Genomic DNA, 12,520 nt, shown 5'->3' with positions numbered 1-12,520 from the left:
TGACAGCGGGGAAAATTTGAGGTAAGATAACTTACATACCGACGGTATGTATCAGAGGGGATGAGTCATGGCGCGAAATAAGTATCCGGAAGAGACGGTAAAAAAAATATTGAATACGGCGATCAGCCTGTTTTTGGAGAATGGCTACGAGAAGACCTCCATGCAGGATATCGTCAATGCACTGGGTATGTCCAAGGGTGCGATCTACCACCATTTTAAATCCAAGGAAGAGCTGTTCGAGCGGGCCGTGCTGGAATTCTACGCCAGAGACGACAGGTTCGACGCCATTCTGAAGGATGAGACCACCAGCGGCCTGGAAAAACTGCGGGCCATGTTCCGCACGGAGATGGCCGACGAGGAAAAGCTGGCGATGGACCAGCTGTACTTCACCCAGATTTCCGACCCCCGTGTTTTCATGGAGCATATGCGCTTGAATATCGTGGAGAGCGGGCCCGAGGTGGCGAAGGTGATTGAGCAGGGGAACAGGGACGGCTCCCTTCAGGTGGAATATCCTCTGGAGACGGCGGAGCTGATTTTGATGATGGCCAACGTGTGGATCGGTCTATTTGGAGATACCAGGGATAAGTTTGAGCGGCAGGTAAGAGTCTGCCAGACTGCCCTGGAAGCCCTCGGCATCCCCTTGATCGAGGAAACCATGGTCAGCCTGTTGCTTCGGTATTATGACCGCACTCTGCTCTGGGCGCATGACAGGCTGGAAAGGGAAGCGCCGCAGCCCAGACAGGGCAGCGGCTGAAAAAATAAGGTGGTACGGCCTTATTTTTTTGGAATAATACATACCGTCGGTCGGTATGTATTGAAACCGGCAAATTTCCGGAAAAGGAAATGCAGCCCCGGAAGGGCTGCGTGAGAATGGAATTTTGAAGTGCCTTATGGCACAAAGAAAGGAAGAAAGCACAATGACACAAGCTCAGAAGAAGAAACTTTTTGGAAGGGATTTTACCCTGATGGTGGCGGGGCAGATTATCTCCCTGTTCGGCAACGCGGCTCTGCGGTTCGCGCTGTCCATGGCGGTGCTGGATTTGACGGGCTCCGCCGCCTTATTCGGTGTGATTTCGGCAATTTCCATGGTACCCACCGTGCTGTTTTCGCCCTTCGGCGGAATTTTGGCCGACCGGGTGAGCAAAAAGCGGATTATGGCGGCGCTGGATTTTACCACGGCGGGCCTTCTGCTTCTGTATGCGCTGGCGTGGGGGGCAAAGGCTCCGGTTCTGGCCATAGCGGTCATGCTGGTGGCGCTTTCCGTGATTCAGTCCTTTTACCAGCCCTCGGTGCAGTCCAGCATTCCGCTGTTGGTGGGGGAGGAACATCTGATGGCGGCAAACGGCGTTACGGTGCAGGTGAACGCGCTTTCAAATCTGCTCGGCCCCATTCTGGGCGGCCTTTTTTACGGCTTTTTCGGCATTGCCCCCATCCTGTATGTGAGCGTGATCTGCTTTTTCCTCTCCGCGGTAATGGAGTGCTTCCTGCACATCCCCTTTGAAAAGAGAGAGAAGAAGGGGAATATGTTTCAATTGGTCCGCTCGGAATTTGGAGAGGCAGGCCGGTTTTTCCTGCGGCAGCAGCGCCCGCTGCTGAAACTGCTCTTTTTGGCGGCAGGGCTCAACCTGTTCCTTTCCTCCATGCTGACGGTGGGGCTGCCGTTCCTGGTAAAGCTGTACCTGGGGCTTTCCAACCAGCACTACGGCTTTGTGGAAGCGGCCATGGGCGTAGGCTCCATACTGGGCGGGCTAACCGCGGGCCTGGTGGCCGGAAAGCTGCCCTTTACGCGGGCCCATCTGCTGCTGACGGCTTCGGCCGTGCTGACCCTTCCCATTGGGGCTGCTGTGCTCACGGCGGGCGCGCCCTATCTTTCCTATGGGGTGATCCTGGTCAGCGTGACGGCGCTGATGTGCTGCACCACCCTGTTCAGCGTATACGCACAGACGCTCATTCAAAAGCTGACGCCGGAAGGGCTGCTGGGCAAGGTGTCTTCCGCGGTTACCGTAATCTGCATGTGCGCCTTTCCGCTGGGGCAGGCGCTGTACGGCTTCCTGTTCGACGGCGCGGGCGGGCTGTCCTTTTTGGTGGTATTCCTTTCGGCAGTCTTCTGTTTCCTGATTTCCCTGATGTCACGGCGGGCGTTGAAGCAGATTGAGGCCTGAAAGACGGCTTCCCTTCAGATGGCATGAAATTCTTCCGGGGCCTGCCTGCCGGGCTGCAGAAGCCGTTTCCTGTATTGCAGGGGGGTAATGCCGAACCGGGCGCGGAAAGCGCGGTAAAAGGTGCGCTGGCTTTCGAAGCCGGAATCCGCCGCGATTTCCGTGATGGACTGTTCGCCGCCCGCAATCAGGCTGACCGCACAGTTGAGGCGGATGCTCTGCAGGTATTCCGGAAAGCTCATGCCCATTTTTTCTGAAAAGACATGGGAAAGATAGTATTTGCTCACCCCCAGGCTCCGGGACAGGGAGTCCAGAGAGAGGGGGTCCCGGAAATGGTTGGAGATGTAGTGGACGATTTGATAGGTCAGATCCAGAGAATCGGAGCTCAGGTTCTGGTGCAGGGGCAGGCCGGGCAGCACCCGGGCCAAAATCAGCTGCAGCAGGGGCCCGCATACGCCGTCGTTTCCACCTTCTGCGGATTCCTTCAGAATTTCCTGCAGGGCGTATTCCACATTGGGGTGAAGCAGTTCCGGCGGCAGAAAGGGATCGGAAGGATGCTGGGACAGCAGGATGCCGCCGTATACGCCCGCCAGGGTGGGATCGCTGATCAGCAGGGCGGCGCGGCTTCCCGAAGGTTCCGACCGGTAGGAATGCACCTGGTTGGGGAAAATGACAGCCAGCGCCCCTTTTTCAAGGCGCTTTGCCTGCCTGCGAACCGTCACCTCTGCGCAGCCGTCCAGAAGATAAAAAAGCTCCAAATGCCCGTGCTGATGCAGGGGGAAAGTGAGGTTTTCCGCCACGGAAGCAGAAAAGCTGTCGTTTCGGTTCTCAAAAAAGGGAAGCATTGGCACCTCCAAAAGCGCAATTTATGGCGCAATTTTTTCTTCATTTGGCACGTATTTTATCACGGGTTGTGGTAGAATGCAACCGGAGCAATGGAAAAACGGACGGAAAAATGCGTTCCGCCCGCTCCGGGGAGTTTGATGCGGAGAGGGGAGTCCCTCTCTTGGCTTATAGGGAAAAAGCGGAAGCCCCGCTGCCAATTTTGGCAGCGGGGCTTCCGCTTTTCGAAATAACAACAGGATATTCCGCAGCTTCAGGGGCTCAGCAGGGCCTTGGCCGCAATGACGTAGGCTGCCGCGCCGTAAGAAAGGCTGTCCTCCTGGAACCGCACCTTGGGATGATGGATGCCGTGGGAAAAGCCCTCCTCCCGGGAGCCGCCGCCCAGCAGGAAGCAGAGGGAGGGCACGCGGTCCGTCACCTCTGCAAAGTCCTCTGAACCGCACATGGGCTCATGGCTTTCCACAGCCTTGCCGCCCAGCTCCCTTTGAAAAGCAGCCCCCGCCGGGTTTACCACTGCGGGATCGGCCTTCAGCGGAAGCACGGAGGAGGTGACAAGGAACTCCCCTTCGGCGCGGAACGCCTTTGCGGTAAGCTCTACCATCTCCCGCATGCGGGGCAGTAAAAAATCCCGTACTTTCTTGTTATAGGTGCGCAGGGTTCCCGTCATCACGGCCTCGGAGGGGATGACGTTATCCGCCGTCCCTGCGTGGAAGGTACCGATGGTGAGCACGGCCGGGTCCGCCGCATCCGTCTCCCGGCTGATCAGCTCCTGCAGGGAGAGGTGGATGTGGGCGGCGGCATTGATAGGGTCGACTGAGAGATGGGGCCTTGCCCCGTGTCCGCCTTTTCCGCGCACGGTGATGCGGAAGGGGTCGCTGGAGGCAGCCACGGTCCCGGACCCATAGAACACCATACCGGTGGGGAGCAGGGGGGCCATGTGCATCATTACCGCCGCATCCACGTGAGGCTGCTCCAATATGCCGTCCGCAACCATGCTTTTGGCCCCCTGCAGGGTTTCCTCCCCGGGCTGGAACATAAATTTCACTGTGCCGGGCAGAGCATCCTCCTCTTCCTTCAGCAGTTTGGCAGCGCCCAGCAGCGCGGCTGTGTGCATGTCGTGCCCGCAGGTGTGGGCAATCCCTTCCCGGCAGGAAGCGAAGGGCAGGCCGCTCTCCTCCTTCATGGGCAGCGCGTCCATATCCGCCCGCAGAAGCACGGTTTTTCCAGGACGCTTTCCGCCCGCCAGGGCCGTGATGCCGCCGTGAGGCAGCTCGGCGGGTTCAAAACCCATCTCCCGCAGGCGCTCCAGCACAAAAGCCGAGGTTTCCGGCAGCGCCATGCCTGTTTCAGGGTGGCGGTGCAGATACCGGCGCCATGCCGTAAGTTCCGCCTGCAGCGCCTGCGCCCGCTTGAGGTCTTCCATGCTGCGATCCCTTCTTTCCGAGGGACGCCGGTTCAGTCCGCCGTCCCTCCTTTTTTTGTCAGATAGGCCCGGTAGGCGGCATAGCCGCCGTCAAAGCTGTCTATACGGCGCTCCCGCAGGGTGGTGATGCGGGAGGCCGTTTTTTCGATAAAGTACCTGTCGTGGGAAATGAACAGCAGCGTGCCGCTGTATTCCAGGAGGGCGTCCTCCAGCATTTCCCGGGTTTCAATGTCGATGTGGTTGGTGGGTTCGTCCAGAATGAGAAAATTTACCTGGTTCTGCAGCAGGATACAGAGCTTCAGCAGCACCTTTTCGCCGCCGGAAAGGGAGGAAACACGCTTGAACACATTTGCGCCGAGGAAGAAATACTTGGCCAGCAGGTTCCTAGCTTCCCCTTCGCTGCACACGTGTTCCCTGCGGAAGGCTTCCAGCACGCTGTCCTTCTCCACGGGGAAGCGGATTTCCTGCGGGATATAGCCCAGCTGGACGCTGGGGTTCAGGACAATCTCCCCGGAATAATCCGCCAGTTCCCCCAGAACCGCCTTGATCAGCGAGGTCTTTCCCGTGCCGTTGTCTCCCATCAGGCAGACCTTTTCCTTTTCCCGGACCAGCAGCCCGGCGTGTTCCAGCAGGACCGTCTCCCCAAAGGCCAGGGAAAAATCCCGGAGCCTGAGTACCTCGGCGCCGGTGCGGGCCCCAGAAAATTTGATGGGGACTTTGGGCTTCTCCAGCTGGGGACGTTCCAGAATTTCCAGCTTTTCCAAGCGCTTTTCCAGTTCCTTTGCCTTGCGGAAGAATTTTGGGTTGTCCGCCTGGGCGCCCCATTCCCGGAACCGCTTGATGGCGGCCTTCATGGCGGCGATCTTTTTCTGCTGGGTTTTGTACTGCTCGAATTCCTGCAGCATCAGCCGCTCCTGCTCCTGCATGCTGAAGGTGTAGTTCCCGGGATAGGAGACGCACTGCCCCGCTTCCAACACGATGGTGCGGTTCGCCACGCGGTCCAGAAAGTACCGGTCGTGGGACACCAGCAGCACGGTGCCTCGGTATTTCGCAAGGAACCCTTCAAACCATTCCAGGGTTTTTACGTCCAGGTGGTTGGTGGGTTCGTCCAGCAGCAGGATATCCGGCTGCCGCAGCACGGCTGCCGCCAGGTTCACCACGGTTTTCTGGCCCCCGCTTAAGACATTGTACTCCCTGTCCAGCAGCCCGGCGAGGCGGAAGCCCTGCACCACCTTGGCGGTGCGCTCCTCCTGCTCGTAGCCGCCCAGCGCCGTGTAGCGCTCCTGCAGGACGGAGTAGCGTTCCATCACCGTGTCGAAGTCCGCCGCGGGGGAGGCCATTTCCGCTTCCAGGGCCCGCAGCTCCCGCTCGGCGGCAAGCACGTCGGCGAAGGGCTCCAGCAGCACCTCCTCCACGGTCTTTCCCGGTTCCCGCAGGCGGGGAATCTGCTCCAGCACGCCAAGGGTTGCGCCCCGGCGGATGCTGATCTCTCCGGAATCCGGGCTTTCTTCCCCGGAGATGAGCTTCAGGATAGTGGATTTTCCGGTTCCGTTGCGTCCGACAATGGCGGCCCGTTCTCCAGTCATCACTTCCAGACAGGCTTTATCGAGAATCTTTTTAAATCCAAAATTTTTGACAATATGGTTCATTCCTATTTCGATCATTGCACTAGGCTCCTGTTCTTTTGAGTAGTAGGTTCAAAAGACAAGCCCATGCCATGCGAAACCCCGCGTCCGGCGGGTGCAAAAAAGGCGATCCGAAAATCGCTCCATACAATGGATCGGCCAGTTTAGTCCGCATTCATCGGGCTTGTATGGAGCACATCGGAACCGATTCTGAAGCAGAACCGGTCATTTTTCATCAGAACCAATTGTACCACCTCCTTTTTCCTTGGCTCTCCGCCCACATCTCTGTTTTACAGAGGCGCAGGCGGGAAGAAATTGTACCAAGTATACAGGGAAAAGGCGGAAAAAGCAAGCGGCACGGGGGTTCCCGCGCCGCTTGCTTTTAAAAGGGGATAGGGTCAGTTCTCCGGAACGGAGGGAAAAAACTCCAGAACAGATACCTGGAACAGGCTGGACAGCTGGCACAGCTTGGCGATGTCGGGAATGATCCTTCCCGTTTCATAGTAGACATAGGTGCTCCGGCTGATTTTCAGAAAATCGGCGGCTTCCTGCTGGCTGACGTTCTGTTCCGCACGCAGCCTGCGCAGCGTGAGGGTAAGATGCCTGCGGATCAGGGCCTTCAGCTGTGCATCCTTCTGTTCTTCCGCGGTGAGGCCCGTTGGGGCGGAGTGTTGTTCTTTCATTGGTAGCAGCTCCTTTTTATAGTTATTGTTGAATATTGTCACTATTATAGGGTTTGTAAATCAACTTGTCAACCCAAATTAATGAATTGAATAACTCAAAACAATAAATCCACACATACTGGATATAGGGTACAATAAAAACACAAGGAGGTGAGGACATGACAGTTGCAGAATCCATTCGATATTTGATGGATCAGCGCGGTTGGACAGTGGCAGATTTGACCAGGGCGTCCGGTGTTGCAAGATCTACAATTGATAACATGTTCTCACGTGGTACGGGAATAACGAATTCTACTTTAGAGGCTATTGCAGAGGCGTTTGGCTTGACGGCGGTTCAGGTCTTGAGTATGGGGAATGCCATGGTGGAACTGACGCCGGAACAGCAGGAATTTTTCATGGACTGGGCCGCGCTTACCGGAGAACAAAAACAGATCGTCGCGGAAGTGGTGCGGCAGTTTCATCGGACAAGGCCGTGACTTTTTACAATTGCAGAGAAATGAGTACTCCGGCAGCCAATGGGCTGCCGGAGTTTCAGTCTGTCGCCAAACCTAAAATCCAACGATTTCGGAGGGAGGAAGGGTGTGGGAGGGAACCGTCAGGGTTCCTCTCCCGCGTTGATTTAGAAACAAGTTTGCACGGGAAGAGGCTTTCTAACGAAAGCTTTTTCTTCCTTGCAAACTTGTGCAGCTTGGCGAAATGCTCTTTTTCGACAAGCTGCATTCCGGCAGCCAATGGGCTGCCGGAGTTTTTTGATTTGGAAAAGAGTTAAAATGATTGATTATTCGTACCGAATACCCTATAATAAATGCAAAGGGGGCGGTTTGTCTGGACACGCGTCTGACTCAAATTATCATCAGCAAAGCTGGGGGAACCGCTGCGAAGGGTTCCAAGACCTGCAAGGTCGCGCTGCCAAACGCCTGGGTGGAAGCGTTGGGGCTGAGCCGGGAGAACCGGGAAATAGAACTTGCTTTCGATGAAGACCGTATCGTCCTGTCCCGCCGTCTTTCAGGGCGGGAATTCGCCGAAAAAAAACTGGCTTTGGGGCACAGGGTGTCTTGCCTGCGCTATTATGATGGCAGCAGGCTCTGTACAATTCTTTATGCGGATTTTACCGATGAAACGCTCATTGCGGAAAACTGCGTGAACGACCCTGTGAAAACAGCTTTCGGCAATCAACCTCTGCCCAGCTGGGCGGAGTTCCAAGCCTTTTTGAGGGAACGCTGTATCCCGGAAGAACGCGACGGACTTCGGGAGTACCTGGAAACTTTGGGGCTCGAGGAATACGACCCTCTGAGGCTGATTCAAAAGACCGGCGGGCGCATGGCGGAGGATCAGCAGTGGCTGGAAGTGGAGGAGATTTCCCAGGAAAGTCTCTCCGGCTCTTCAAAACCGCTTTCGGATGATTCCGGGGAACGCGGTAAGCCGGAGGAAAGGAAGAAAAGGAAATGACGGTACGCCTTGTTTCCGATGAAAAAATCGCGGAGACCTCTTCCAAGGGGAATCAGGAAAAATGGCTGGACCGTGCGGAAAACTGTTGGTATAAACTGGACCAGTTTGGCTATGAGGCGCTGGCGGAAACGGCTGTTTCAGCCTTGCTGGAAAAAAGTAATATTGAAACCGGCCTGCCCTTTTCCTTTGTGCGCTACCGAATGGAAAGGCTGCATGTTCACGGCTGGGACCGGACGGGCTGTGTGAGTGAAAATTTTCTTGGGCCGGGCCAGTCGTTGATCACGGTTAACCGTCTGCTGAGCAATTTTCTCGGAGTGCCGCTCAAACAGAAGCTGGCGCAGCTTTCCAGCGACAAAAAGCGGGTGGCTTTTTTGGCCGAGGCGGTTGCGGAGTATACCGGTCTGGACAAATTTCCCCAGTATTTAACGCTGCTTTTTGAGGTGGACGCTCTGTTTTGCAATGACGACCGGCATCTCAACAACATCGCCGTCATAGAACAGGAGGGGCGCTACAGCTATTGCCCGATTTTTGACAACGGCGCGGGGCTGCTCTCCAACACCAGGCTTCTTCAGATGGATATTGATCCCGAACCTCTGGTTTCCTCCTTGCGGGCCAGGCCGTTCCAAACCACATTCACCCGGCAGAGGAACGCCGCCCGCAGCCTTACCGGGAAACAGCTTGTACTGCCAAGGCTGACTGCGGAGCAAATCCGGGAAACGGTGCGGCCCTTGCTGGAATACTATCCCGCCCGGGACCGGGACGGTATTATGCAACGGGTTTCCGCCTGCATTTTAATCCGTCAAAAGGCAGTGTAACAGTGAAAGCCGCCGGATTTTTCCGGCGGCTCGGTCTGTCGATAAACGTAAGAGCCAACGCCTTCGGAGGGAGGAAGGGTGTGGGAGGGAACCGTCAGGGTTCCTCTCCCGCGTTGATTCAGAAACAAGTTTGCACAGGGAGAGGATTTCTGAGAAAACTCTTTCTTCCCTGCAAACTTGTTCAGCTTGGCGAAATGCTCTTTTTCGACAAGCTGAGCCGCCGGATTTTTCCGGCGGCTTTCGTCTTGGAAAGAGGCTTGTCCTTCGTCCTGTCTGGCATCCAGTTTCACAGCTTTGCAATCAATTCCTCCAGCCTGTCCGCGTCCATGGGCGGGACGCCCTGCAGGGGGAAGGGGATTCCCATGGACTGGTACTTTTCCAGGCAGAGGTTGTGGAAGGGCAGCCATTCCAGCTTTTTCAAATTGGGGAAGCCCTCCGCCATATCCCTGATGCGGCGCATGTCCTCCACAGTATCGTTGAGGCCGGGGACCACCACATGGCGCACCCAGAGGGGAATGTTCCTCTCCGCGGTGAGGGCGGCAAAGCGCAGGACAGCAGAAAGGCTGCCCCTGCAGTGCCTCCGGTATTCTTCTTCCGCGGCAAATTTCAGATCCAGCAGGGTTAGGTCCGTGTGGGCGAGCACCCGCTCCGCGGCAGCCGGATCCCCAATGCCGGAGGTGTCCAGAGCAGTGTGGACGCCCTCCCGGCGGAGGCGGGAAAACAATTCCTCCACAAAGGCGGGCTGGGCGAGGGGCTCCCCGCCGGAGACGGTGACGCCGCCCTTGTCCCCGAAATAGGGGCGGTAACGGAGAATCTGCCTGACCAGCTCCTCCGCGCCGCGTTCCTCCCCGGCGCCGTATTCCCAGGTGTCGGGGTTATGGCAGTAGGCGCAGCGCAGGGGGCAGCCCTGCAGAAACACTACATACCGCAGTCCGGGTCCGTCCACAGCCCCCAGGGACTGCACGGAATGCACATGCCCCTTCATCACAGGGAGACGTGGAACGTGCGGGAGATGACCTCGCGCTGCTGTTCCCGGGAGAGCTTGTAAAAGTTCACCGCATAGCCGGAAACCCGGATTGTGAGGTTGGGATATTTTTCGGGGTGCTCATAGGCGTCCATCAGGGTTTCCCGGTTTAAAACGTTGACGTTCAGGTGGTGGGCCCTCTGTCCGAAATAGCCGGTGAGGATGGAAACCAGGTTGTCCACCCGCTCCTCTTCGGTTTTTCCCAGAGCCTGGGGCGTGATGGAGAAGGTGTTGGAAATGCCGTCCCGGCAGGTGTCGTAGGAGAGCTTTGCCACGGAGTTGAGGGAGGCCAGCGCTCCGGATTTGTCCCGGCCTGACATGGGGTTGGCGCCGGGGGCCAGGGGTTCGCCGTGCTTGCGGCCGTCCGGCGTGTTTCCGGTTTTCTTGCCGTACATCACGTTGGAGGTGATGGTGAGGATGGAAAGGGTGTGGTAAGCGCCCCGATACAGGGAATACTGGCAGAGGGCATGGTAGAATTTTTCCGCCTGCTCCCGGGCGATGGCGTCCACCCGGTCGTCGTCGTTGCCGAAGGCGGGGTACTCTCCCTGAATTTCAAAATCAGTGACAAGGCCGGTTTCCGGATTGCGGATGCAGCGCACCTTGGCGTATTTCACAGCGGAAAGGGAATCGGCCATGCAGCTCATGCCCGCGATGCCGAAAGCCATCAAACGGCGCACCGTGCTGTCGTGAAGGGCCATCTGGCTTCTTTCGTAGGAATATTTGTCGTGCATATAGTGGATGATATTCATAGCGTTGACGTAGGTTTTCGCAAGCCAGGGGCGGTAGAAGTCGATGCGCTCGATGAGGGCGTCGTAGTCCAGGTATTCCTCGTCCCACACAGGCTTTTTGGGCCCAACCTGGTCGCCCTTCAATTCATCGCGGCCGCCGTTGATGGCCAGCAGCACCAGCTTTGCAAGATTTGCCCGTGCGCCGAAAAACTGCATGTCCTTGCCCACGCGCATGGCGGAAACGCAGCAGGCGATGGCGTAATCGTCCCCGTACACGGGGCGCATGATATCGTCGTTTTCGTACTGCAGGGCGTCGGTGTCGCAGGAGACCTTGGCGGTGAACTTTTTCCAGTTCTCCGGGAGCCTGTCCGACCAGAGCACGGTCAGGTTGGGTTCCGGCGCAGGGCCCAGGTTGTACAGGGTGTTGAGCATGCGGAAGCAGGACCTGGTAACAAGGGATCTGCCGTCCTCGCCGATGCCGCCCACAGACTCGGTGATCCACATGGGGTCGCCGCCGAAGAGCTCGTTGTAATCCGGGGTGCGCAGATGGCGGGCCATACGCAGCTTCAAAACAAAGTCGTCAAAAATCTCCTGCGCCTCTGTTTCGGTGAGGAGGCCTGCGTTCAGGTCCCGCTCAAAATAGATGTCCAGGAAGGTGGAGACGCGGCCCAGGCTCATGGCTGCGCCGTTCTGCTCCTTGATGGCGGCAAGGTAGCCGAAATACAGCCACTGCACCGCCTCCTTGGCAGTTACTGCGGGCCGGGAGATGTCAAAGCCGTACATGGCGGCCATGGCCTTCATGTCCTCCAGAGCTTTCACCTGGTCGTGAAGCTCTTCCGCGGCGCGGATGGAGGGGGAGCTCATCACGCAGTCGCCCAGGGCGATTTTATCCGCTTTCTTCTGTTCAATGAGGCGGTCGATGCCGTACAGGGCCACCCTGCGGTAATCTCCGATGATGCGGCCCCGGCCGTAGGCGTCCGGCAGGCCGGTGATGAGGCCGCAGTGCCGGGCTTCCTTGATCTCGGGGGTGTAGGCGGAAAACACGCCGTCGTTGTGGGTTTTGTGCAGGCGGAATTCCTGCTCGATTTTATCCGACACGGTGTACCCGTAGGCCTTGCAGGCGCTGCGCACCATGCGCATGCCGCCAAAGGGATTGCAGGCCCGTTTCAGGGGCTCGTCGGTCTGCAGGCCCACAATGATATCCTTTTCCTTGTCCAAATAACCGGGGCCGAAGGAGGTGACGGTGATGACCGTATCCGTGTCCACCTTCAGCGCGCCGCCGTTTTCATGCTCCTGCCGGAGCAGTTCTTCAAATTTGGCGCGCACTGCCTGGGTGCGGGCCGTGGGCCCTGCCAGAAAACCGGCGCTGCCGTCATAAGGCGTGTAGTTCTTCTGGATGAAGTCCCGCACGTCGATCTCAGTTTCCCAATTGCCGCCTGTAAAGCCTTTCCATGCTTTCTGTTCCATATGGATGACTCCCTTTCTCATAACCGGATGATGCGCCCCGGATTCCCTGCCCTTTTTCTTCCCCACGCCAGGGAAATCAAAAAGGGCAGCATCGCACGGCGACGCTGCCCAGACGGTCGGCAAATAAGGCTTGTTCCTCCGCTCCCCGGTGGTTGCCCACCTGACCCGTCAGTTGCGGAGACCTTGTGTCATTACTATAGCAAAAAGCTCTGGGAAAAGCAACCGGAAAAATGAGAAAAATTCTTTTTTGTCGGGATTTGACAAATCTTTTTCCAAAATCAAAAAAGGTTTATCCGGCCCAAGG

Annotated in this window: 11 protein-coding genes and 1 riboswitch; of the genes, 5 read left to right on the top strand and 6 right to left on the bottom strand. The window is 57.2% G+C overall.

The window, feature by feature from the left end:
- Positions 1-67: 67 nt before the first annotated feature.
- Both BN3911_RS15425 and BN3911_RS15420 read left to right on the top strand, forming a co-directional pair.
- Positions 68-754, top strand: a complete 687-nt coding sequence (locus BN3911_RS15425; protein ID WP_066867173.1) for a TetR/AcrR family transcriptional regulator — start codon at positions 68-70, stop codon at positions 752-754.
- 163 nt (positions 755-917) lie between these two features.
- Positions 918-2,162: an MFS transporter gene (locus BN3911_RS15420; protein ID WP_066867171.1), complete on the top strand. Its 1,245-nt coding sequence runs from the start codon at positions 918-920 to the stop codon at positions 2,160-2,162.
- A gap of 14 nt (positions 2,163-2,176) precedes the next feature.
- Here the strand turns inward: BN3911_RS15420 and BN3911_RS15415 are convergent, their stop codons facing one another.
- The 4 genes from BN3911_RS15415 to BN3911_RS15400 form a co-directional block, all read right to left on the bottom strand.
- Positions 2,177-3,004, bottom strand: a complete 828-nt coding sequence (locus tag BN3911_RS15415; RefSeq protein WP_066867170.1) for an AraC family transcriptional regulator — start codon at positions 3,002-3,004, stop codon at positions 2,177-2,179.
- A gap of 251 nt (positions 3,005-3,255) precedes the next feature.
- A complete protein-coding gene (locus BN3911_RS15410; protein ID WP_066867168.1) occupies positions 3,256-4,425 on the bottom strand; it encodes a M20 metallopeptidase family protein in 1,170 nt (389 codons plus the stop codon).
- Between the two features lie 32 nt (positions 4,426-4,457).
- Complete coding sequence (gene abc-f / locus BN3911_RS15405; protein WP_066867166.1) at positions 4,458-6,089, bottom strand: ribosomal protection-like ABC-F family protein; 1,632 nt, start codon at positions 6,087-6,089, stop codon at positions 4,458-4,460.
- A gap of 359 nt (positions 6,090-6,448) precedes the next feature.
- Positions 6,449-6,733 carry a helix-turn-helix transcriptional regulator gene (locus BN3911_RS15400; RefSeq protein WP_066867164.1) on the bottom strand — a complete coding sequence of 95 codons (285 nt, stop codon included), beginning with the start codon at positions 6,731-6,733 and terminating at the stop codon, positions 6,449-6,451.
- 158 nt (positions 6,734-6,891) lie between these two features.
- Between BN3911_RS15400 and BN3911_RS15395 the strand changes: the two genes are divergently transcribed.
- The 3 genes from BN3911_RS15395 to BN3911_RS15385 all read left to right on the top strand — a co-directional run bounded on the left by BN3911_RS15395 (position 6,892) and on the right by BN3911_RS15385 (position 8,997).
- Positions 6,892-7,209 (top strand): helix-turn-helix domain-containing protein, encoded by a 318-nt coding sequence (locus BN3911_RS15395; protein WP_082942319.1) that lies wholly within the window; start codon positions 6,892-6,894, stop codon positions 7,207-7,209.
- Positions 7,210-7,507: 298 nt separating this feature from the next.
- Positions 7,508-8,182 carry a hypothetical protein gene (locus BN3911_RS15390; RefSeq protein ID WP_066867157.1) on the top strand — a complete coding sequence of 225 codons (675 nt, stop codon included), beginning with the start codon at positions 7,508-7,510 and terminating at the stop codon, positions 8,180-8,182.
- Positions 8,179-8,997: a hypothetical protein gene (locus BN3911_RS15385; RefSeq protein ID WP_066867155.1), complete on the top strand. Its 819-nt coding sequence runs from the start codon at positions 8,179-8,181 to the stop codon at positions 8,995-8,997. Before BN3911_RS15390 ends, BN3911_RS15385 begins: the two co-directional genes overlap by 4 nt.
- A 286-nt stretch (positions 8,998-9,283) precedes the next feature.
- Here the strand turns inward: BN3911_RS15385 and pflA are convergent, their stop codons facing one another.
- Positions 9,284-9,970: a pyruvate formate-lyase-activating protein gene (gene pflA / locus BN3911_RS15375; protein WP_242871144.1), complete on the bottom strand. Its 687-nt coding sequence runs from the start codon at positions 9,968-9,970 to the stop codon at positions 9,284-9,286.
- Between the two features lie 11 nt (positions 9,971-9,981).
- Positions 9,982-12,216 carry a formate C-acetyltransferase gene (gene pflB / locus BN3911_RS15370; protein ID WP_066867149.1) on the bottom strand — a complete coding sequence of 745 codons (2,235 nt, stop codon included), beginning with the start codon at positions 12,214-12,216 and terminating at the stop codon, positions 9,982-9,984.
- Positions 12,217-12,315: 99 nt separating this feature from the next.
- A riboswitch (ZMP/ZTP riboswitch) is annotated at positions 12,316-12,402 on the bottom strand.
- Between the last annotated feature and the right edge of the window lie 118 nt (positions 12,403-12,520).

The organism is Neglectibacter timonensis, from assembly GCF_900048895.1.
Lineage (GTDB): Bacteria > Bacillota > Clostridia > Oscillospirales > Acutalibacteraceae > Acutalibacter > Acutalibacter timonensis.
Note: the sequence above shows the minus strand (reverse complement) of the source record. Positions and strands in the feature narration are given on the sequence as shown.

Excerpts from the sequence above, each read along its gene's own strand:
- BN3911_RS15425 (WP_066867173.1), top strand. The coding sequence starts at position 68 with ATGGCGCGAAATAAGTATCCGGAAGAGACGGTAAAAAAAATATTGAAT.
- BN3911_RS15420 (WP_066867171.1), top strand. The coding sequence starts at position 918 with ATGACACAAGCTCAGAAGAAGAAACTTTTTGGAAGGGATTTTACCCTG.
- BN3911_RS15415 (WP_066867170.1), bottom strand. The coding sequence starts at position 3,004 with ATGCTTCCCTTTTTTGAGAACCGAAACGACAGCTTTTCTGCTTCCGTG.
- BN3911_RS15410 (WP_066867168.1), bottom strand. The coding sequence starts at position 4,425 with ATGGAAGACCTCAAGCGGGCGCAGGCGCTGCAGGCGGAACTTACGGCA.
- abc-f (WP_066867166.1), bottom strand. The coding sequence starts at position 6,089 with ATGATCGAAATAGGAATGAACCATATTGTCAAAAATTTTGGATTTAAA.
- BN3911_RS15400 (WP_066867164.1), bottom strand. The coding sequence starts at position 6,733 with ATGAAAGAACAACACTCCGCCCCAACGGGCCTCACCGCGGAAGAACAG.
- BN3911_RS15395 (WP_082942319.1), top strand. The coding sequence starts at position 6,892 with ATGACAGTTGCAGAATCCATTCGATATTTGATGGATCAGCGCGGTTGG.
- BN3911_RS15385 (WP_066867155.1), top strand. The coding sequence starts at position 8,179 with ATGACGGTACGCCTTGTTTCCGATGAAAAAATCGCGGAGACCTCTTCC.
- pflB (WP_066867149.1), bottom strand. The coding sequence starts at position 12,216 with ATGGAACAGAAAGCATGGAAAGGCTTTACAGGCGGCAATTGGGAAACT.